The sequence below is a fragment of the Alistipes sp. DJF_B185 genome (assembly GCF_964250025.1).
Lineage (GTDB): Bacteria > Bacteroidota > Bacteroidia > Bacteroidales > Rikenellaceae > Alistipes > Alistipes finegoldii.
Window position 1 is genome coordinate 86,432 of record NZ_CAXUDY010000008.1, and the last position, 20,655, is coordinate 107,086.

Consider the following 20,655-nt stretch of genomic DNA (forward strand, 5'->3'; position numbering starts at 1 on the left):
GTCAGTCGGGCATGACAAAGGCCGCCGTAAAAAGTTGCCGCGGCGGGATTTTTGCCGTATATTTGTCCGACTTCAAACAGTTACCACTATGGATTTTCTCTCTCTGGCAAAAAAGCGGTACGCATGCCGCAAATATGCCCCGGCAAAAGTCGAGCAGGAAAAGCTCGACATCATTCTGGAGGCGGGCCGCGTGGCTCCTACGGGCGCCAACCGCCAGCCCCAGCGGCTCATCGTCGTACGCTCGCAGGAGGAGATGGAGCGTCTGGCACGCTGCACCCGCGACTTCGGCGCTCCCTGCGCCGTCATCGTCTGCGCCGACACCGGCGAAGCATGGACCCGCAAATACGACGGTAAAACGATCAGCGACATCGACGCTTCGATCGTCACCGACCACATGATGCTGGCCGCAGCGTCGCTGGGGCTCGACACGCTCTGGATCTGCATGTTCAAACCCGAAGCCGTCCGCGAAGAGTTCCGGCTCCCGGAACATGTGGAACCCGTCAATATCCTGCTCATCGGCTACGGCATCGGCACTCCCGCCGATCCCGACCGTCACGACCTGCTGCGCAAACCGCTCGCGGAAACAGTCGTATACGAAACCTTCTGACCGGAACGGAAGCCCAAAATTCCCCGACGGCAAAGGCGGCGGTTTTTGCGAACCTCCGCATCCGCGCACACCGGAAGATTCCGGCTACAACCGACAGCAAAAAATAAGCGAAGGCCTCACGGGCCTTCGCTTATTTCGTATCTGCGCCGGTCAAGCGCGTTATTTGCTGCGCACGCAGCGCACCATCATGGCCGTCTGCGGGAGAACGCCATTAGCGGAGACGGAGCCTTTGGACGACTCCGTCGACATCAGCCACATCAGGTACGAATACTGCCCTGGCTTGGTCTCACTCGCATCGGGAGTCCAAACCGATATAATATTGGCGGACTTGACCGACAATCCGTCGTTGGCCAACTGTCCGGCGCTCGCCAGATAGACCTCCTGCATACCGTCGCTGCACATTCTGAACGCATAAGGCTCGAATTCTTTCGCCCCGTCGGCGACAAGTTCCAGAAGCTGCTCCGAAGTGGGCATACGCCACGTTCCGGCAGGCGCCACGAGCGAACACGGATCCACATCGCCGTAGGGAACGTCCGCATAGTTCGGAATCGACTGTTCGTCGGGTCCGTAAACCACACCCTGATATTTCGTCGAACTCGAAACCGTGCCTTCGAACTTGATGCCGTACTTGCTCTTCCACTTGAAGTACATACCGCGCTCCTTGGGTTCCGCAAAGGTATAGGCTCCGTCGACGACAGTCAGGTAGCCTTCGCTCCAAGTCACCGAGAAGGCGTTCGTCGCGGGGTTGGCCTCCTGCCGGACGCTCTTTCCGGTATCGGAGCCGTTGACCCAGATGGCGAGCGTGCGCTCCTCGCCCGCATTTTCGGGAACCGAGAACGAAACGGTCGGATTCTCCTTCGATCCGTTCTGCGTCAGCTCCAGCCCGTCGCTGCCTTTGATGACCACGGGGAACGACGCAAGGTCGCTCTCGCACTTTACACTCAGCGTAAACGCTTCGTAGGTGGCTTTCGACGGAGAGTGGGATATGTAATCCACATAGTTTTTCTTTCCCGGCTGTACGAACGAGATACCCGAATAAACCCGGTTGATGAACAGCCGCCATTCGCGGTTTTCGACTTCGTCGTTCTTGGGCACAGTCAGCGTAACCTCCGTCTCGGACGGCGATGCGTCGATGGACCGAATCTCCCCGTCCTCGGCTTCGATATCGACCTCGTAAGCCGGGAATTCACCCGGATCGGTCTTGACGGTAAGCTTGAACGAAGCATTGTCCGTCACCGAAGCCGGCGTATGCGACACATAAGAAGGCTGGCGGATATTCTTCACGCAGCGGAGCGAAGCCATGTTCGTGCCCGCAAGATCGTAATCCACCATCGAATAGTCGGCGTTGAGTACATAAATCACACCTTCACCCGCATAATTGGCGCCCAGTCCCCAATATCCGCCGAACTGAGACTTTCCGCTGATCTGCCCCGAAGCAAGTTCCAGCGCGCCGCAGAAAGGCATGAAATAGTCCGAGCTGAGATACCCCATGCCGGTAATGCCGTCCAATACATGCTGGTTCATGTAGTCTTCCCGGTCGTAAAGACAGAAAAGCTCCATATAAGTCGGCGTACGCAGCCCGGCATCGATCATCGTGCACGGATCGGTATTCGGCTGGCGGTAGGGGATGTCGGCCAGCGCCACCTGCACGGCTTCGGGCGTATAGGCCGTTCCGGCGTACGAACCGCCGTCCGACGGCACGCCGTATTTGCTGCCCTGACGGAAATAGAGTCCGAGGTCGGACATCTTGTCGGCAACGGCGAATTTACCGTCCATAAGCGTAACGTTGCCCTTCGCCCAATAGAAACCGGCCGTCAGTACGAGCGCGGCCTCCTGCCGGGCTTCGACGATCTTCGTCCATTGGGGTTCCGCACCCGCATCGGCCATCTCCACAACGATATTGCGTTCGTTCTCGGTATAGTTGCCCGCGATTTCGACGTCGATGCTCTCGGTCCGCTCCGTCACCGCCACCGGATCGCCGACCTTGTCGCCGAGCGTCACGCGGTACTGCCATTCGACGAAAATCGGATCGGCCGCACGGGTCTCGATGCTCGTGGTGAAACCGAGTTTGTAACCGCCGCCGTTGTAAGGAACCGTTTCCGGAATGGTCGTGGAGTCGTATTCGGTTACACAATAGTCTTTTAAGGCAGGCTCCTGTTCAGCCTCGACGATCCGAATCCACCGGGGGGGGGTAGCGGCATCCTCTGTTACAGCCATTTCCACGACGACCGCCCGCGGTTCCTTGCTGTAGTTGGAACCGATGACGACCGATACTTCCGTTTTGGGTTCGGTCACGGCTATCGCATCGCCGACAGCCTCACCGAGCGTCACACGGTACTGCCACGGTTCGAATACGGGAACGACCGGCTGGGAGCGAGTTTCGGTGCGGGTCGTAAAAGTCATCGTGTAGGCACCGCCTTCGGCAGGTATCGTCTCAGGAATGGTCGTCGATGCGAATTCGGTCACCGTATACTCCGTTTTTTTCGTCGGTTCCGTATTGTCGTCCGAACAGGCCGACAATACGACACACAACATGCCTAACGGAAGGCACAAGCATTTGAGTAAATTTTTCTTCATAGTACAAATTAAAAAATGAGTGGACGGCTAAAGTAGTGATTTTATTCCTCGCAAACAAACCCGGACGAACAAAAAAGTATAATCCGCACAAAATGAGAGATCGGCTAAATCCTTGTAAATATTGACATCTATTACAATTTATCATCACTAAGCCGAAGCATGCTTATATATTCTCCACATATCCAGTCAAAATAATACAAATCCACAGCAAAACAGGCCCCGTTACAAGCCGAAAACCACCTGAAATCGCAATCAGCATATCATTTTCGCACGCGGCACGGACATCCCTCAAAATCACCTATAGCGCAAAAAGACAGCGGGCCGAAATTCGGCCCGCTGTCTGCGTTGAAGAATCCGTACGGATTCCCCGTTTCGTAAATCATCCGGCAGGTCACTTGGCGTACAGCCGGAACTTCATGCGCCAGCTTTCGCCCGGAGCGACCGCCTGAAAACCTTCGGCCGCAGGGTCCGCGGCGTTCGGGGCGTTCGTCGTCCACGACTGCGGTTCGGGACAGCAGTAGGGCACCCGGCCGCCGTTGTTCCAGATCGTCCAATAGGTCGTCTGCCGATCGACCTCGTAGAAGGTGCGGACGCCCGTACGGAGATTCTCGACCAGCGCCCCCCGGAAAGGCTTGCCGTCCACCTCGATTTCGCGCAGCGTGAAGCCCGCTTCGATCGGCTCACAGTCCGTTACCCGCAATCCGCCTTCGCGCAGTCTGGCGAACTGTTCCGACAACGGCAACTTACGCCCTGTCGGGATATTACGCCCGCTCAGCTCAACTTGTTCTCCAACTGCGACGCGCATCACATAATCCGCCGCCTCACCGCCCGCAAAGGGAATCTGCATCGGCGTATGAAACCCGACGCCCACGGGCATCGGCTCCGCACTGCGGTTGGCGAACATCACCTCCTGCTCCAGCCCTTGGGCCGTAAGGCGGAAAGTGATCTTGCATTTGAACTCGTGCGGAAAGTCGCGGAAAATCGTGTCGTTTCCGGCGTTCGAATAGTAGCGGCACTCCACCAGCACCTCCTCCCCGGTCTCCCAAGCCTTCGACACGGCAAAAGGCTGGCTCTTGAGGATGCCGTGGTGGTAATGGTGCTCTTTGGCGTTCGTGATGGGAAAGCGGTAAGTCCGACCGCCGAACGTATAGCGCCCGTCCTCGATCCGGTTGGGCGGAAACAGGATCGGCAGTCCGAAGACATGCGGCCGTCCCTTGAACGTTTCGACCTCGTCGTCGGCCGGCGCCCGCAGAATCTCGGCGCCCAGCCGCGTATTGGTCAGCCGGATGAGGTTTGCGCCCATGCCCGGAATCAGCAGGGCCGTATAGTCGCCTTTCGAGAACTCGACGGCCCGCATCCCATGCCAGTCGGTGCTGCGGAGCATTTTAGAGCAGTCTTTCGATCTTCTCCGCGAGTGCGGCCTTCGGCGCGGCGCCTACCTGCTTGTCGACCAGTTCGCCGCCCTTGAGGAAGACGATGGTCGGGATGTTGCGCACGCCGTATTTCATCGTGATTTCGTCATTCTCCTCCACGTCGCATTTGCCGATCAGCACGCGGCCCTCGTATTCGGCGGCGAGTTCGTCCACGATGGGAGCGATCGTGCGGCACGGACCGCACCACTCGGCCCAGAAGTCGATGACGACGGGGAGTTCCGATGAAATTACTTCCTGAAAATTCTCTTTCGTGATTGCTAAAGCCATAATTATTAAGTTTTAAAATGTTATTATGCGATGGAATACTTTATCTCGTTATCGTCCAGATACGAAACCAGCGACTGCGTCAGACTCACCTTGTGGCTCTTCGAGAAGAGACTGAGCGAAACATGCGCTTCGCGGTCGATCACGCTGATGCGGAAAAGGGTCTCGCCCTTTGCCTCCTTCACCTTCTCCGTCAATTCGCGTACCAGCGTCGGGGTTACGTCCTCGACGGGCAGCAGCACGTTCATCTCCTTGATCATCGTGTCGCGCATCTCCGAGAGCTGCACCATCGAGATGATCTTGAACTCCAGCTCCTTGTCGTTATAGGGCTTGGGCTGGACCCGTCCCCGGACGAAGAGGAAATAATCCGAGAAGAGGTACTTGCGGAAATTCTCGTAATCCTTGCTGAACAGCGCGAATTCATGCGTGCCGTTGTAATCCTCCAGCACGAATTTGCCCCACGGCTTGCCGGTCTTGGTGATGAGGTTCTGCACGCTGACGACCATACCCGCGACGGCGATCTCCTGCCCCTTGAGCGCTTCGAGGTTTTCCAGCTCCGTGAGCTGGGTCTTGCACATGTGGTTGATGATGATCTTGTAGTCGTCGAGCGGGTGCGCCGAGAGGTAGAGACCGATCATCTCGCGCTCCTTGGCCAGCGTTTCGAGCTGGCTCCAGTCGGCGCATGCGGGCAGCACGGGGCGCTGGATGTCAACGTGTCCGCCACCGCCGAAGAGACTCTGCTGGGCGTTGTTCTTCTCGGCCTGAAAACGCTGGCCGTAACGCATCAGCTGCTCGATGAAGGTCACGCCCGTATTGTCGCGCGCGTCCGCACCGAAGAACTTGCCGCGGTGGAAGCCCGATATCGAGTCGAAACCTCCGGCATAGGCCAGATTCTCGAAACACTTGCGGTTTACGGCCGAGAAGTTCACGCGCTCCATCAGGTCGTATATGTCCTTGAAACGGCCGTTGGCGTTGCGCTCCGCGATGATGCTCTCCACGGCGGCTTCGCCGACACCCTTCACGGCCCCCAGACCGAAGCGCACGTCGCCCGCCTTGTTGGACGAGAAGGTGCGCATCGATTCGTTGATGTCCGGACCGAGCACACGGATTCCCATGCGCTTGCACTCGTTCATGTAGAGCGTGAGCTGCTTGATGTCCGCGAGGTTTCGGCTCAGCAGGGCCGCCATGAACTCCGAAGGGTAGTGGGCCTTCAGGTAGCCGGTCTGGTAAGCGACATAGGCATAGCAGGTCGAGTGCGACTTGTTGAAGGCATAGGAGGCGAACGCCTCCCAGTCGCCCCAGATCTTGTCGCAGATCTTCTCGTCGTGCCCGCGCTGCTTACAACCCTCGATGAACTTGGGCTTCATCTTGTCCAGCACGTCGCGCTTCTTCTTACCCATGGCCTTGCGCAGCGTGTCGGCCTCGCCGCCCGTGAAGCCGGCGAGTTTCTGCGACAGCAGCATGACCTGCTCCTGATAGACCGTGATGCCGTAGGTGTCGTTCAGGTACTCCTCCATGTCGGCGATCTCGTAGGTCACCGGCTCCTGCCCGTGCTTGCGGGCGATGAAGTTGGGAATGTACTCCATCGGGCCGGGCCGGTAGAGGGCGTTCATGGCGATCAGGTCCTCGAAGCGGTTGGGCTTCAGGTTGCGCAGGTGCTTTTTCATGCCGGGGGACTCGAACTGGAACAGGCCGGTCGTGTCGCCGCGGGCGAAAACCTCGTAGGTCGGCGCGTCGTCGAGCGAAATGCCGTCTATGTCCACATCGACGCCGTGCACCGCCTTGACGTTCTCCACGGCGTCCTTGATGATCGACAGCGTGCGCAGTCCCAGAAAGTCCATCTTGATCAGGCCGACGCTTTCGACCTCCTTGCCCTCGAACTCCACCACGTTCAGCTCGGCATCCTTGGCAATGGCCATCGGCGCGAACTTTTCGAGGTCGTCCTGACCGATGATCACGCCGCAGGCATGCACGCCCGTCTGGCGGATCGAGCCTTCCAGCTTCTCGGCGTATTTGAGCGTATTGCGGATCAGCTGGTTGGGCGACTCGCGCTCGGCGGCCAGCTCCGGAGACTCCTTGTAGACGAAATCGAACGGCGTCTCGCCGTGTTTCTTGTCGGGCGTGACCTTGTCGGGCACCAGCTTCGAAAGGCGGTCGCTCTCCGAGAGGGCCAGTTTCTGCACGCGGGCGACGTCCTTGATGGCCATCTTGGGGGCCATCGTGCCGAACGTCACGATCTGGGCCACGCGCTTCTGGCCGTACTTCTGCACGCAGTAGCGCAGCACGTCGGCGCGGCCGTCCTCGTCGAAGTCCACATCGACATCGGGGAGGGAGATGCGTTCGGGATTGAGGAAACGCTCGAACAGCAGGTCGTATTTCAGCGGGTCGATATTGGTGATCTTCAGACAGTAGGCGACCACCGAACCGGCGGCCGAGCCACGGCCGGGTCCCACCGACACGCCCATTTCGCGCGCGGCGCGGATATAGTCCCACACGATCAGGAAGTAGCCCGGAAATCCCATCCACTCGATCGTGCTCAGCTCGTATTTGATGCGCTCCTCGGTCTTTTCGTCCAGCACGTCGCCGTAACGCATGTGCGCGCCCTTGTAGGTCAGGTCCTTGAGGTAACAGTACTGTTTGGCGACCATCAACCGGTCCGAAAGCTCCTTGTCGCCGGCCACCAGCTCCTCCAGCTCCGGAACGGTGGCGCAGGCGCCGATCTTCGCCAGCATCTCCTCGTCCTCGATCTTCTTGACGAACGACTCGCGCAGTTCGCCGAGGGCGATCGGGAAATCCTCCGGCGGCGGGAAGTTGGGCATCAGCGGGGCGTGCGTCAGCTTGTAATCCTCGCACTTGTCGGCGATTTCGAGCGTCGTGGCCAACGCTTCGGGATGGTCCGGGAAGAGCGCCGCCATCTCTTCGGGCGACTTGAGATACTCCTGAAACGTATAGCGCATACGGTTCGGATCGTCCAGATCGCGGCCCGTATTGAGACAGATCAGATGGTCGTGCGCCACGGCATCCTCGGCGAGGATGAAGTGCACGTCGTTCGAACAGATATACTTGACGCCGTATTTGGCCGCCAGCTCCAGAATCACCTTATTGACGCGCAGCTGGTTTTCGTAGACGTCCGCGTCCTTCTGCGGATCGCCCGAAGGGTGCAGCTGCAGTTCGAGGTAATAGTCTTCGCCGAAGATGTTCTTGAACCACTGGACCACGCGCTCGGCCTCCTCGATGTCGTTGTGCATGATGGCCTGCGGCACTTCGCCGCCCAAGCACGCCGAGCAGCAGATCAGCCCCTCGTGATACTGTTCGATCAGCTGCTTGTCGATACGCGGCTTGTAATAAAATCCCTCGGTAAACGAGTAGGAGACCATCTTGCAGAGGTTGTGATAGCCTTCGAGGTTCTTGGCCAGCAGGATCAGGTGGTCGCCGGCCTTCTCGTCCTTGTCCTTCTCGAAGCGGTTTTTCACCACGTAGACCTCGCAGCCCAGAATCGGCTTGACCCCGGCGTCCGTGGCGGTATCGTGGAAGTTCTTGACGCCGTACATGTTGCCGTGGTCGGTAATGGCGATGGCGTTCATGCCGAGGGCCTTGGCCCGCTTGATGAGCGGCTTGATGGCGGCGGCGCCGTCGAGGATCGAATACTGGGTATGTACGTGCAGATGGACGAAATCGGGCATGGTTCTAACTCCTGTTTTTATGGCTGAACAAAGATAGCGATATTTCCGCAGATTTCGTGGCAGGGCTATTGCATTTTATCAACAAAATGCTTAACTTTAAATATCCAACCAATACCGAGAAATTATGCAAGACGAAACCATGGTTGTATTAGCGGAATACAACACCATCACCGAAGCCGAGATCGCCAAATCGATGCTCGACAGCGCAGGTATCTGGTCGATGATCCGCAACGAATATATGTCGGCCATATACCCCATAGGCACCATGCCCGCACAGGTCGTCGTCCGCGAGGAGGACGCCGAGAAAGCCAAAGCGATGCTGCGGCACAGATAGAACGGCAAGAGCTTCCGGAGGTTCCGGAAGCTCTTGTTTTATCGTCGGGACGGTCGGCCCGCCAACGGGACGGCCTCACGCTTCCGCCGGCCGGATTCGTCTCCGCCCGGCGTTCCGGGAGCGTCATTCGGCCATCCCCAGAAAATTGACCCCGTATTCATAGGCGGTCCGCTGGGGCACTCCGCGCACCTTGCGGGGCGTCCATTTGCCCTTACTGCTCCTGATGACGCGGATCATCTCGCGCGACAGCTTCTCGTCGGGCGACTTGATTACCTTGCCGATGGTGATTTTCCCGTCGGGTTCGATGTAGAAGCGCACGCGCACGACGCCTTCGCCTTTCGCGCCGCGGCCGGTGAACCTTCCGTCATAACGCAGGCGCATCGTCAGCCGCCAGCTGTAGGTCGTCGGCTTCCCGTCCTTCATCGCCGGAGTCCACTTTTCGAGCCGCCCCAGCGCCTCGGTCATCGCCTCGCGCGTGCGGGGCGTCGCCGGCTCCACGCCGACCGAATCCTTTCCTTCGCACGTGTTGTCCAGAAACCGCCACTGCGTCACATTTCCCGTCTCATCGACCGTAAAGCCAACGACGACCTGCGACGAAAGCTCGGCGGCGGGAATCTGCGCCGCATCGACGATCTTCTCGGTCTCGCCGATAAGACGCGCCATAAAAACGCTTCGCATCCGACCCCTGAAAGCGGGGCGGCACGGTCTCCTGAGCCGCGGCGTCGCACCACACGGCCAGCGCCGACAAACAGATAGCCATTCGCTTCATACTGCTGTTGTTTTTCAAGGTCATTCGTTCCAAATCCGCCACGAGGCCTCGGCCTGTTCGCGCAGCATCGTTTCGCCGTTGAGAATATGCGCCCCCCGCTGACGTCCGTAGTCGAGGAACTGCGTCAGGGGCGGGTTGTACACCAGATCCAACAGATAGTGTCCGGGCGTCACGAAACCGTAGGGAATCCGCGGCGCGGCATCGACGGCGGGGTAGGTCCCCACGGGCGAAGCGTTGACGATCAGACGGCTCCGCTCCACGACTTCGCACGGCAGATCGTCGTAGGTATAGTTGCCCTTCGCCGTGTCGCGCGACACCAGATCGAACGGGATTCCGCGCTCGGCCAACACATACTGCACGGCCTGCGAAGCGCCGCCCGTCCCCAGCACCAGCGCATGTTCGGGCTGTTCCCCGCCCAGCAGTTCGTCGAGCGAGGCGCGCAGTCCGACCACATCCGTATTATGGCCCGTCAGCGAGCCGTCGGCCGCACGGCGCACGCAGTTCACGGCCCCGATCATCCGGGCGTCGTGGGAAAGGGCGTCGAGCAGCGGCATCACCTCGCGTTTGTAAGGTATCGTGACGTTGAATCCGCACAGGTCGGGCGTACGGGCCAGCAACCCCTCCAGCGCGCCGATGTCCGGCAGTTCATACAGCGCATAGGCGCAGTCCGCAATCCCTTCCCGTTCGAATTTGGCGGCGAAATAGGCAGCCGAAGCCGAGTGCCCCAGCGGGCGTCCGATCAGTCCGTAACGACGCATGGCCTACTCCTCCCGTTTTTTCACGACGATACGCGCCGCCAGCTCGATGCAGTAGATCGTGAGAAACCCCACGACGCAGAGCACGACGGCCTCGCCCAGCAGGGCGTCCTGCTGCGCAAGGGCTTCGAAACGCCCCGGCGCTACGTTGCGCTCAACGAGCGGCATGATCTTGCCGTGGCTGTCAGTATAGGTCTCGACGACCTCCTTCCACGGCCACACCTTGTTGAGCGAACCGACCATGAACCCCATGAGCACCGCGACCGTCACGTCGTGCCAGTGCTTCAGCAGCCATGAGAGCAGGTGCGAAAAGCTGATGATGCCCGCCGCGGCGCCCACGACGAAAATCACGATGACGGGAACGTTCAGATCGCCCACGGCCTGCATGATGAACTGGTACTTGCCCAACAGCAGCAGGATGAAGGCGCCCGAAATACCGGGCAGAATCATCGCACAGATGGCGATCGCGCCCGAAAGCAGGATAAACCACCGCGTATCGGGCGTCTCGGCGGGCGTGGCGACGGTGATCCACCACGCCGCGGCGGCGCCGATCAGACATGCCGCGACGGTCTGCACCCGCCAGCGTCCGATCTGCTTGGCCACCAGCAACGCCGAAGCGACGATCAGACCGAAGAAAAACGACCAGATGGCGATCGGATGGTTCGTGAGCAGGTAGGTCATCAGCCGGGCCAGCGAGAAAATCGCAATGGCGATGCCCAGCAGCACGGGCAGCAGGAATCGGCCGTTGATATGCCGCCAGAATTCTTTCAGCCGCAGCGTGCCGAGCAGCCGCAGGGCGGTGGCGTCAACGCTTTTGATCGACTCGATCAGTTCTTCGTAGATGCCCGAAATGAAGGCGATCGTGCCGCCCGAAACTCCGGGAACGACGTCGGCCATGCCCATGGCGCAGCCCTTGAGCGTAAGTAACAGATATTGGGAAAACTTCATAATCCTGAATTTAGCCACAAATATACGAAAATTGCGGGAATCGCACACACTCCGCCAACAGACGCTCCGCACGAAGAGAGCGTGCGACAGGTTTCCGGCATCGAAAACACCCCCGCCAGAGCCAAACTCCGACAGGGGGGGGGAATCGTTGAAACCGGACATGCCCGACAGCCTTATTCCGGCCGGGAAGGCTATACGCCGACCTTTTCGCGCTCCCGACGCTCGAAGAATTCGGGTTTGCTGCGCCGGATAAACGCGACGACCTCGCTCAGTCCGTCCGAAAATTTCTCGAAATCCTCCTTGTACAGGAAAATCTTGTGCCGGTCGTACGAAAAACTGCCGTCGGGGTTGGTCACCTTGCGGCTCTCGGTTATCGTCAGGAAATAGTCGCCGCCGCGCGTGCCCCGCACATCGAAAAAGTAGGTGCGCCGGCCGGCTTTCACGGCCTTGGTCAGAATCTGGTCTCCATATTCCTCCGCGTCGCGGCGAGGCGTTGTCAGGGGTGTCATGGCGTGGTAGTTTTGGGATTGGGCTAGGATTAATTTTGTATAACGAATATAAGCAATTTAATCCTAAAATCCAAAACTTTCCGCCTTAATTTTCAGGCATCAGCAGCGGGGCTCCCTCACGTTCCCAGCCGCCGAGAATCTCCACCGCACGCCGATAGGCGCCGTTCTGCGCCGGGTTCATCACCCGGTAGAAAGCCCCCGTATCGAACAGCCGCTGCGCCACGAGCGCCTTCAGCTGGACGCGCATCAGCGGCTCCGATGCCGCAAAACCCGCCTCGTCGAACTCCACGCCGCGCTCCGCCCCCAGCGCCGTCAGGCCCGTGAGCATCTCCTTCCCGACGCCGAAAGCGGCGTCGAAAGCGGCGAAATCGGGGTAGGCGCGCTCCAGCCTGCCGCGCTCGCGGTCCATGTACGAGATGACGTATTCATTGACCACGCCGCGGCGGATCAGATTGGCGTAGTAGACCGAGAATCCCGCAGTATCGGCTTCGACCATGACGTCGGGACGGATGCCGCCGCCCCCGTAGACCGTGCGGCCCGTGCGCAGGGTCCGGTACTCCGGCGCCCCGGCGTCGAGCGAATCGCGCACCGCATCGTCGTAGCGGCGCAGGTGGTCGAGGTAGTATTCGCGGCGTTTGCCCTTCTCGTAGGGACGCTGGATCACACGCCCCGAAGGGGTGTGGTAACGGGCCACGGTGATACGCACGGCCGAGCCGTCGCCGAGTCCGATCTGACGCTGCACCAGCCCCTTGCCGAAGCTCGGACGGCCCACGACCACGCCGCGGTCCCAATCCTGCACGGCCCCGGCGACGATCTCGCTGGCCGATGCCGAGTTCTCGTCGATCAGCACCGCCAGAGGCCCGTCGGGCGCCTCACCGTCGTGCGGATTGCGCAGCGACATCGGCGGCACGGCGCGTCCTTCGGTCGAGACGACCAGCGCGCCCCGCGGCAGGAAGAACCCGGCCATTTCGACCGCCTGCTCCAGCAATCCGCCGCCGTTGCCCCGCAGGTCGAGGATCAGGCTTTGGGGCCGGCCCAGCTTGTCGAACGCCTCGCGGAACTCCGACATCGTCGTGCGTCCGAAACGATTGACCTTGATATAGCCCACGCCGTCGGCGGCCATATAGGCCGCATCGACCGTGTTGAGCGGAATCTTGTCGCGGACGATCACGAAATGCAGAGGCGCCGGCTCCCCGTGGCGCACGACGTAGATTTCGACCCGCGTGCCGGTCTTGCCGCGCAGGTGCTTCGGCACGTCGGTCTGCTTGAAGCCCACGGCGTCGAGCGTGTCGATGCGCACGATGCGGTCGTTGGGCATGACGCCCACGCGCTCGGCAGGCCCGCCGACGATCGTATTGACCACGATCACCGTATCCCGCAGCACATTGAATTCGATGCCGATGCCGCTGAACTCACCGTCGAAACTCTCCTGCACGCCCTTCATATCCTCCGCGCCGATATAGGCCGAATGGGGGTCCAGCTCTTCGAGCATCCCCTCAATGGCGCTTTCGACCAGCGGCCCCATCTCCACCTCGTCGACATACAGCCCGTCGAGGTAGCGGTAAACCTGCATCAGTTTCCGCAACTGCTGTGCGGCCCCGATCTCCTGCGCCGCGAGGGGCAGGGCGAAAAGGGCGGTGAAGAAAAGTAAGACGATACGCATAGCGATAGAATTTTAAGATTCGACAATTTAAAAAACCGGCCGTACTGCTCCGGACAAGCCGGTGCCGCAGCACGACCGGGATATCGGTTTTCGGGGTGCGCCTAACGCCGGGACTCCAAATCCGCTGCCAGAGCGGCGAAAGGCACCTGACGCTGCTCGCCCGAACGCATGTCCTTGACCGTCGCGGCCTGCGCCTCCAGCTCCTGCGAGCCGATGATGACCACGTAGGGGATGCTCCGGCGGTTGGCGTACTCCATCTGCTTCTTCATCTTGCCGCACTCAGGGTAGATTTCGGCGGCGACGCCCGCATCGCGCAGCGAGCGGAGCAGCTGCAGCGACGCGGCCTCCTCCTCGGCGCCGAGGTTGGTGAAGAACACCCGCGTCGTGAAGCTGACCTCTTCGGGGAAAAGGTTCAGCCCCGTCATCACGTCGTATATGCGGTCCGCGCCGAACGAGATGCCCACACCCGACATGTTGGGCATGCCGAAAATGCCGGTCAGGTCGTCGTAACGGCCGCCGCCGCAGATCGAACCGATGGCGAAATCGAGCGCCTTGACTTCGAAGATCGCCCCGGTGTAGTAATTCAGTCCGCGCGCCAGCGAAAGATCCAGCTCCACCGTCAGGCCGATGCCCGACCGCTGCACGTAGCCGAACACGGTCTCCATCTCCTCGATGCCTTTCAGGCCCGTCTCCGAGACCGCCAGCACCTCGCGCAGTTTCGTGAGCTTCTGCGAATTATCGTCGCTCAGCTCAAGTATCGGTTGCAGTTTGTCGACCGCCTCCTGCCCAAGTCCGCGCTCCAGCAGTTCGGCCTTCACGTTGTCCAGCCCGATCTTCTCCAGCTTGTCGATGGCGACGGTAATGTCCATCATCTTGTCGGCGTGGCCGATCGCCTCGGCGATGCCGAAAAGAATCTTGCGGTTGTTCATCTTGAGCGCCACGCGGATGCCCAGCGCACGGAACACCCGCTCGACGATTTCGATCAGCTCGACCTCGCACAGCAGCGACCGGGTGCCGATAACGTCCACGTCGCACTGGTAGAATTCGCGGTAACGGCCCTTCTGCGGCCGGTCGGCGCGCCATACGGGCTGCACCTGATAACGCTTGAACGGGAACGTCAGCTCGCCCTGATGCTGCACGACGTAACGCGCGAAAGGCACCGTAAGGTCGTAGCGCAGGCCCTTTTCGCAGATTCTGGACGCCTGACGCACCTCGTCGTCCGACAGCCCCGCGGCGTAATCGCCCGAATTGAGGATCTTGAACAGCAGTTTGTCGCCCTCCTCGCCGTATTTGCCCAGCAGCGTCGAAAGGTTCTCCATCGAGGGCGTTTCGAGCGGCGCGAAGCCGTAGGTGCGGAACACCCCCTTGACGGTGTCGAAAATATACTGGCGGCGCATCATCTCCGCAGGGGAGAAGTCGCGCGTGCCCTTGGGTATGGACGGTTTTTGTATTCCCATTTTATTTCGTGTTTATCAATCTTTGTGCGGACTACTCTTCGATCAGTTTGCGGTATTTCACGCGGTGGGGCGTCGTATCGCCTCCCTGCGCCTTCTTCCACTCCTCGTACTCGCTGTACGATCCCTCGTAGAAGACCACCTTCGAGTCGCCCTCGAAGGAGAGGATGTGCGTGGCGATACGGTCGAGGAACCAGCGGTCGTGGGAGATCACCACGGCGCAGCCCGCGAAGTTTTCGAGACCCTCCTCCAGCGCACGGAGCGTATTGACGTCGATGTCGTTGGTCGGCTCGTCCAGCAGCAGCACGTTGCCCTCCTCCTTGAGCGCCAGCGCCAGATGGAGACGGTTGCGCTCGCCGCCCGACAGCATGCCGCACTTCTTCTCCTGATCGGCGCCCGAAAAGTTGAAGCGCGCCACGTACGCGCGGGCGTTGACCTGCCGGTTGCCCAGCATAATCAGGTCCGTGCCGCCCGAAATCACTTCGTAAACGGTTTTCTCAGGGTCGATCGACTTGTGCTGCTGGTCCACATAGGCCAGCTTCACGGTCGGCCCCACGCGGAACGATCCGCCCGTCGGCGTCTCCAGCCCCATGATCATCCGGAAGAGGGTGGTCTTGCCCGTACCGTTGGGTCCGATCACGCCCACGATGCCGGCGGGCGGCAGCGAGAACTCCAGATGCTCGTACAGCACCCGGTCGCCGAACGCCTTCGACACGTCGTGCGCCTCGATCACCACGTCGCCCAGACGCGGACCGTTGGGAATGAATATTTCGAGTTTCTCCTCTTTCTGCTTGGCGTCCTCGTTCATCATCTTGTCGTAGGCCGACAGACGGGCTTTCGACTTGGCGTGACGCCCCGACGGCGACATGCGCACCCACTCCAGCTCGCGTTCGAGGGTCTTGCGGCGCTTCGACTCCTGCTTCTCCTCCATGGCCATGCGCGTGGTCTTCTGGTCGAGCCAGCCTGAGTAGTTGCCCTTCCACGGAATACCCTCGCCGCGGTCCAGTTCGAGAATCCAGCCCGCCACGTTGTCGAGAAAGTAACGGTCGTGGGTCACGGCGATGACCGTACCCTTGTACTGCTGCAGGTGCTGTTCCAGCCAGTCGATCGACTCGGCGTCGAGGTGGTTGGTCGGCTCGTCCAGCAGCAGCACGTCGGGCTGCTGCAACAGCAGGCGGCACAAAGCCACGCGGCGGCGTTCGCCGCCCGACAGCACCTTCACCGACTGGTCGGGATCGGGACACCGCAGGGCGTCCATCGCGCGCTCCAGCACGCTGTCCAGCTCCCAGCCGTTCACCTGATCGATCTGCTCGTACAGCTCGCCCTGACGCTCGATGAGCTTGGCCATCGTGTCGTCGTCCATCGGCTCGCAGAGCTTCATGTTTATCTCCTCGTACTCCTTGAGCAGGGCCACCGTCGCGGCGCAGCCCTCTTCGACCACCTCCCTGACGGTCTTCGAGTCGTCGAGCTTAGGCTCCTGTTCCAGATAGCCCACCGTGTAACCCGGCGAGAAGACCACTTCGCCCTGAAAGTTCTTGTCGATGCCCGCGATGATCTTCATCAGCGTCGATTTACCCGAACCGTTCAGACCGATGATGCCGATCTTGGCTCCGTAAAAGAAAGAGAGGTAGATGTTGTTAAGGACCTTTTTCTGATTGGTGAACGTCTTCGAAACGCCTACCATCGAAAAGATGATTTTTTCGTCTGCCATATTATTATTGTTCGTTGTTCCGATTTTCCTATCCGGCAAAGATAATAAAGATTCCGCAATCTTCCGACACGAAACGACAAATTAGGGTCGGGAACCGCACACCGTTCCGACCGAGAGAGAGCCGGCTTTCCGGCAGGGACTCCCTGCGCCGCAAAAAAAGCGGCCCTGCACCGTTCCGATACAGGGCCGCCAGCTTGCGAACTCCGTCAATAGTTCTCTTTCTTCGGCTCGAAGTAGGCCTGCGGATGCTTGCAGGCGGGGCAGAGCTTGGGAGCCTCTTCGGCTTCGATGACGAAACCGCAGTTGCGGCACTGCCACCAGATCTTGCCGTCGCGCTTGAAGAAGTTGCCGTCCGTCAGGCGGCTCAGCAGCTTGAGGTAGCGGCGCTCGTGCTCGGCCTCGACGGTCGAGATCATCTTGAAGGCCGTGGCGATTTCGATGAAGCCCTCTTCCTCGGCCACCTTGGCGAACTCACGGTAGAGAACATCCCACTCCTCCTTTTCGCCGTGAGCGGCAGCCAGCAGGTTCTCGGCAGTGGTTCCGATCGGACCGGTGGGGTAGCTGGCCGTGATCTCCACGTCGCCGCCCTCAAGGAACTTGAAGAAACGCTCGGCGTGCTCCTTCTCCTGTTCGGCCGTCTCGGCGAACACGCCTGCGATCTGCTCGTAACCCTCCTTTTTCGCCTTGCTGGCGAAGAATACGTAACGGCTGCGCGCCTGACTTTCGCCGGCAAACGCCTTCAGCAGATTCTGCTCGGTCCTTGTACCTTTAATGCTCTTTTCCATAATCTTATATTGTTTAGTGTGTGTCGTTTATTTCCGTACAGCAAAGATAGGAAAATCCCCGACAATTCGCCAAATTATCTTCATCGTTTGTTTTTATACGGCTATTCGGATTACTTATAGACCCGATCGAGCATCTCCGCCACGTCCTTCCGGAACAGGGAATAGGCCGCCGGCAGAGCCATCGTGTCGCCGACCTCAGGCGGAACGATCCGGTAGCCGGGCATCGCCACCCACACCGGCACCGGGTCGAGCGTATAGGTCATACGGCCGTCGGGATGCCGCACGGCTTCGATTTCGGCCATCAGCCCTCCGTCGCAGTAGCGGCGGCGCTGATTGGAGACGAAGTTGCCCAGCGAATAGAGCACCACGTGCGATGAATCGGTCTCGAAGGGCTGCACCACGTGCGGATGGCTTCCGACGATCAGGTCCGCGCCGTTGCGGCGCAGAAAGCGCGCCAGCCGCCGCTGTTCGGCATTCGCCTGCCGTTCGTATTCGTTCCCCCAGTGGATGCAGACCGCGATGCAGTCCGGCGATCCCTCGCGCGCCGCGGCCAGATCGGCCGCCATGCGCACCGTGTCGATCAGGTTTACCCGCACGCCCTCCGGCACGGGGATTCCGTTGGTGCCGTAGGTGTAGTTGAGCAGTGCGAAGCGCACGCCGCAGTGTTCGAGCCAAAGCGGATTGTTGGCCGCACGGTCGAGGCTGTCCGTAAATACGCCCGTATGCCGGATGCCGCACCGCCGAAGTTCCGCGACGGTCGTATGCACCCCGGCGCCGCCGCCGTCGCAGCAGTGGTTGTTGGCCAGCACGGCCACATCGACCCCGGCGTCGCGCAGTGCGTCGGCCAGCGCCGCCGGAGAGCGGAAACAGGGATAGCCCGTATAGCGGTCGGTGCGGGTGAGCGTCGTTTCGAGGTTCACGATCACCAGATCGGCCGCACGGAAGCGGCGGTGCAGATGAGCGAACACCTCCCGGTAGTCGAACCCCGTTTCGCGGCGGGCCGCCGTGACCTGCGGCAGATGCTGCATCACGTCGCCCCCGAACAGCAGCCGCACGCGCACCGGCTTGGGCGGCGGAAGGGCAGACTCCCGCTCCGACTGCTTCGCCGGAACGCAGCACGCCGCCGCCAGCAGCAGCCACGGAAGAATATGTCGAGCGGATATTTTCATGGTATGCGCCCCAAAGTTAGCTTTCCGTAGGATAAAATCCAAAAACCGCACTATATTTGCCGTCCCGAACCGCCGAGCACGGTTTTTGCCGTCGTTCGGGATGCCGCGCGGCGCAGGCCGCGGCAAAAACGCGCAGCGGTGCGGCAGGCCGCTTTGCAACGCCGCCGTGCGCCGCAGGCTCCGGCCCGCATCTGCCGGCGGTGGAAGGGAACGCACCGCGCTTAGACACGGCGCAGGCCATGACAGACGCCAACGCGAAAAAACGTCGAACATATGCGTAACATAAGTAATATAAAGGGAGTGCTCTACGCCGTTGTCTCTTCGGCCACGTTCGGGCTGATCCCGCTCTTCTCGATCCCGCTGCTTCATGCGGGCATGGCCTCGCCGACGATTCTCTTCTACCGCATGCTGCTCTCGGCGGCCATCATGGCGGCGGTGGCGTTGCTGCTGAAACGCAACTTCCGCATCTCGCGGCGCGACTTCGGCGTGCTGGCCGGCCTGAGCCTGATGTACGCCGCCACGTCGCTGGGACTGCTGCGCTCGTACGATTACATACCGAGCGGCGTGGCCACCACCGTCAATTTTCTCTATCCGCTGGTGGTGACCATCGTCATGACGCTCTTTTTCCGCGAACGCAGTTCGGTGTGGATCGTCATCGCAGTCTTCATTTCGCTCGTCGGCGTGGCGCTGCTGGCGTGGGGCGACGCGGGAAACAACGATCCGGGACGCGGCCTGATCTATGCCGGGACGACCGTATTCACCTATGCGGTGTATATCATCGGGGTGATGAAGAGCCGCGCCGGACGACTCGACCCGCTGATCGTGGCGTTCTACGTGCTGACCTTCTCCGCCGCGGTGTTTCTGGTCTACGCCCTCTCGACGTCCGGCATCGCGGTAGTCCACACATGGCACATCTGGCGCAACCTGCTGTTGCTGGCCCTGCTCCCGACGGTGCTCTCCAACCTGACGCTGGTGCTGGCGATCAAGCATATCGGCTCAACGATGACTTCGATCCTCGGCTCGATGGAACCCCTGACGGCCGTACTGGTCGGCGTCGTCCACTTCGGCGAAGGCTTCGACCTCGACTCCGCGGCCGGACTGATTCTGGTCGTCACGGCAGTCATCATCGTCATTCTCCAGACCAATCACACGCCCCAGACTCCGCCGGCAAACATTCCGCCCACGCAGCCGCAGGAGTAAGACGCTGTCCGCCTTACACAGCCGAAAATCGCGGCCGCAGCCCGCTCCATTCCGCGCCGGAGGGCGACTCTCTGCCCGCAGGCGATCCGCCGCGTCGCGCCGACTGCCGTTCAGGACCGGCTCGGCGGCAGGCAGGCGCAACGGCCGGATTATTTCTTCTTCCGGTTCGGATTGGCCGGGAACCATCCCTTCGCCACACGTCCGCGCTGCTCGAACAGCTCGCCGATCGACCAGAGCGACGACGCGCCCCAGACGGCCAGCAGGGTGGACCAGAGGATATGCCGCACGGCGACCGACGCCGCGATCGCCGCGACGCCCATCAGCAGGAAAAACCACCAGCAGCGCACGCCGAAGTAATATTCGCCCTTGATTACGAAGGGGTGGAACAGACCGATGATCAGAAACGTAGCGACGCCGATCACCAGCCCCGTAAGGTTGTATTCCGTCAGAAATTCCATCATGATTCAGCAACAGTTTGAAAGCAAATATACGAAAAAAAAGAGCGGCCCTTTTCGGGGTTCGGTATTTGTAGGTAAAGAGAAGCGCAGAAAAGAGCAAGTATCAAGTTCACAGATATTTGATTCTCTCTTCTGCATATGCTCCAAGCAATAAAAAAGCAGAATCGGGCAGGTTTGACGGTGAGTTTTGTTACTTATCCGTTACCTGCCCGAAATGCTTTTGTTTGCATTAAGGCGTTTGTTTTCAGTTTGTTGCATCGGATTTCCGCATAACAAATAACTTGACTTAACGTTTAACCCATCCACAAAGTTCAAGTTATTATGCAACGCAGCACT

At 60.1% G+C, this 20,655-nt stretch carries 17 protein-coding genes; 3 read left to right on the forward strand and 14 right to left on the reverse strand.

What is annotated here, in order from left to right; all coding sequences use genetic code 11:
* Window positions 1–88: 88 nt before the first annotated feature.
* Window positions 89–607 (forward strand): nitroreductase family protein, encoded by a 519-nt coding sequence (locus tag ACESTR_RS11590; protein WP_373179307.1) that lies wholly within the window; start codon window positions 89–91, stop codon window positions 605–607.
* Window positions 608–766: 159 nt separating this feature from the next.
* On the opposite strand, the gene ACESTR_RS11595 is transcribed toward ACESTR_RS11590, so the two are convergent.
* From ACESTR_RS11595 to dnaE, 4 genes are all read right to left on the reverse strand, one after another.
* Window positions 767–3,073 (reverse strand): hypothetical protein, encoded by a 2,307-nt coding sequence (locus tag ACESTR_RS11595; RefSeq protein ID WP_373179308.1) that lies wholly within the window; start codon window positions 3,071–3,073, stop codon window positions 767–769.
* Between the two features lie 502 nt (window positions 3,074–3,575).
* Window positions 3,576–4,568: an aldose 1-epimerase gene (locus ACESTR_RS11600; protein ID WP_373179309.1), complete on the reverse strand. Its 993-nt coding sequence runs from the start codon at window positions 4,566–4,568 to the stop codon at window positions 3,576–3,578.
* A gap of 1 nt (window position 4,569) precedes the next feature.
* Window positions 4,570–4,884 carry a thioredoxin gene (gene trxA, locus ACESTR_RS11605; protein WP_276720135.1) on the reverse strand — a complete coding sequence of 105 codons (315 nt, stop codon included), beginning with the start codon at window positions 4,882–4,884 and terminating at the stop codon, window positions 4,570–4,572.
* 23 nt (window positions 4,885–4,907) lie between these two features.
* The gene (gene dnaE, locus ACESTR_RS11610) at window positions 4,908–8,564 is read right to left on the reverse strand and encodes a DNA polymerase III subunit alpha (RefSeq protein ID WP_270389165.1); all 3,657 of its coding nucleotides are present in this window, start codon (window positions 8,562–8,564) and stop codon (window positions 4,908–4,910) included.
* A 124-nt stretch (window positions 8,565–8,688) separates the two neighbouring features.
* Here dnaE and ACESTR_RS11615 point away from each other — a divergent pair, with 124 nt between their 5' ends.
* A complete protein-coding gene (locus tag ACESTR_RS11615) occupies window positions 8,689–8,898 on the forward strand; it encodes a DUF2007 domain-containing protein (protein WP_009598952.1) in 210 nt (69 codons plus the stop codon).
* A gap of 123 nt (window positions 8,899–9,021) precedes the next feature.
* On the opposite strand, the gene ACESTR_RS11620 is transcribed toward ACESTR_RS11615, so the two are convergent.
* From ACESTR_RS11620 to ACESTR_RS11660, 9 genes are all read right to left on the reverse strand, one after another.
* Complete coding sequence (locus tag ACESTR_RS11620; RefSeq protein WP_302267536.1) at window positions 9,022–9,561, reverse strand: energy transducer TonB; 540 nt, start codon at window positions 9,559–9,561, stop codon at window positions 9,022–9,024.
* Window positions 9,562–9,687: 126 nt separating this feature from the next.
* Window positions 9,688–10,425 carry a shikimate dehydrogenase family protein gene (locus tag ACESTR_RS11625; protein ID WP_009598981.1) on the reverse strand — a complete coding sequence of 246 codons (738 nt, stop codon included), beginning with the start codon at window positions 10,423–10,425 and terminating at the stop codon, window positions 9,688–9,690.
* Window positions 10,426–10,428: 3 nt separating this feature from the next.
* Window positions 10,429–11,370, reverse strand: coding sequence for a DUF368 domain-containing protein (locus tag ACESTR_RS11630; protein ID WP_237958927.1), 942 nt, complete (start codon window positions 11,368–11,370; stop codon window positions 10,429–10,431).
* 191 nt (window positions 11,371–11,561) lie between these two features.
* Window positions 11,562–11,879, reverse strand: coding sequence for a DUF3276 family protein (locus ACESTR_RS11635; protein ID WP_227042806.1), 318 nt, complete (start codon window positions 11,877–11,879; stop codon window positions 11,562–11,564).
* A gap of 85 nt (window positions 11,880–11,964) precedes the next feature.
* Window positions 11,965–13,542 carry a S41 family peptidase gene (locus ACESTR_RS11640; protein WP_373179310.1) on the reverse strand — a complete coding sequence of 526 codons (1,578 nt, stop codon included), beginning with the start codon at window positions 13,540–13,542 and terminating at the stop codon, window positions 11,965–11,967.
* A 101-nt stretch (window positions 13,543–13,643) separates the two neighbouring features.
* Window positions 13,644–14,999 carry a histidine--tRNA ligase gene (gene hisS, locus ACESTR_RS11645; protein WP_009598940.1) on the reverse strand — a complete coding sequence of 452 codons (1,356 nt, stop codon included), beginning with the start codon at window positions 14,997–14,999 and terminating at the stop codon, window positions 13,644–13,646.
* A 31-nt stretch (window positions 15,000–15,030) separates the two neighbouring features.
* Window positions 15,031–16,707: an energy-dependent translational throttle protein EttA gene (gene ettA, locus ACESTR_RS11650; protein ID WP_009598991.1), complete on the reverse strand. Its 1,677-nt coding sequence runs from the start codon at window positions 16,705–16,707 to the stop codon at window positions 15,031–15,033.
* A gap of 206 nt (window positions 16,708–16,913) precedes the next feature.
* Window positions 16,914–17,492, reverse strand: coding sequence for a rubrerythrin (gene rbr, locus ACESTR_RS11655; protein WP_009598975.1), 579 nt, complete (start codon window positions 17,490–17,492; stop codon window positions 16,914–16,916).
* A 110-nt stretch (window positions 17,493–17,602) separates the two neighbouring features.
* Entirely contained in the window at window positions 17,603–18,661 is a 1,059-nt protein-coding gene (locus ACESTR_RS11660; RefSeq protein ID WP_278434062.1) for a CapA family protein, read from the reverse strand.
* Window positions 18,662–18,934: 273 nt separating this feature from the next.
* Between ACESTR_RS11660 and ACESTR_RS11665 the strand changes: the two genes are divergently transcribed.
* Window positions 18,935–19,861: a DMT family transporter gene (locus tag ACESTR_RS11665; RefSeq protein ID WP_009598966.1), complete on the forward strand. Its 927-nt coding sequence runs from the start codon at window positions 18,935–18,937 to the stop codon at window positions 19,859–19,861.
* Window positions 19,862–20,010: 149 nt separating this feature from the next.
* On the opposite strand, the gene ACESTR_RS11670 is transcribed toward ACESTR_RS11665, so the two are convergent.
* Window positions 20,011–20,319: a DUF4491 family protein gene (locus tag ACESTR_RS11670; protein ID WP_009598945.1), complete on the reverse strand. Its 309-nt coding sequence runs from the start codon at window positions 20,317–20,319 to the stop codon at window positions 20,011–20,013.
* Window positions 20,320–20,655: the final 336 nt, after the last annotated feature.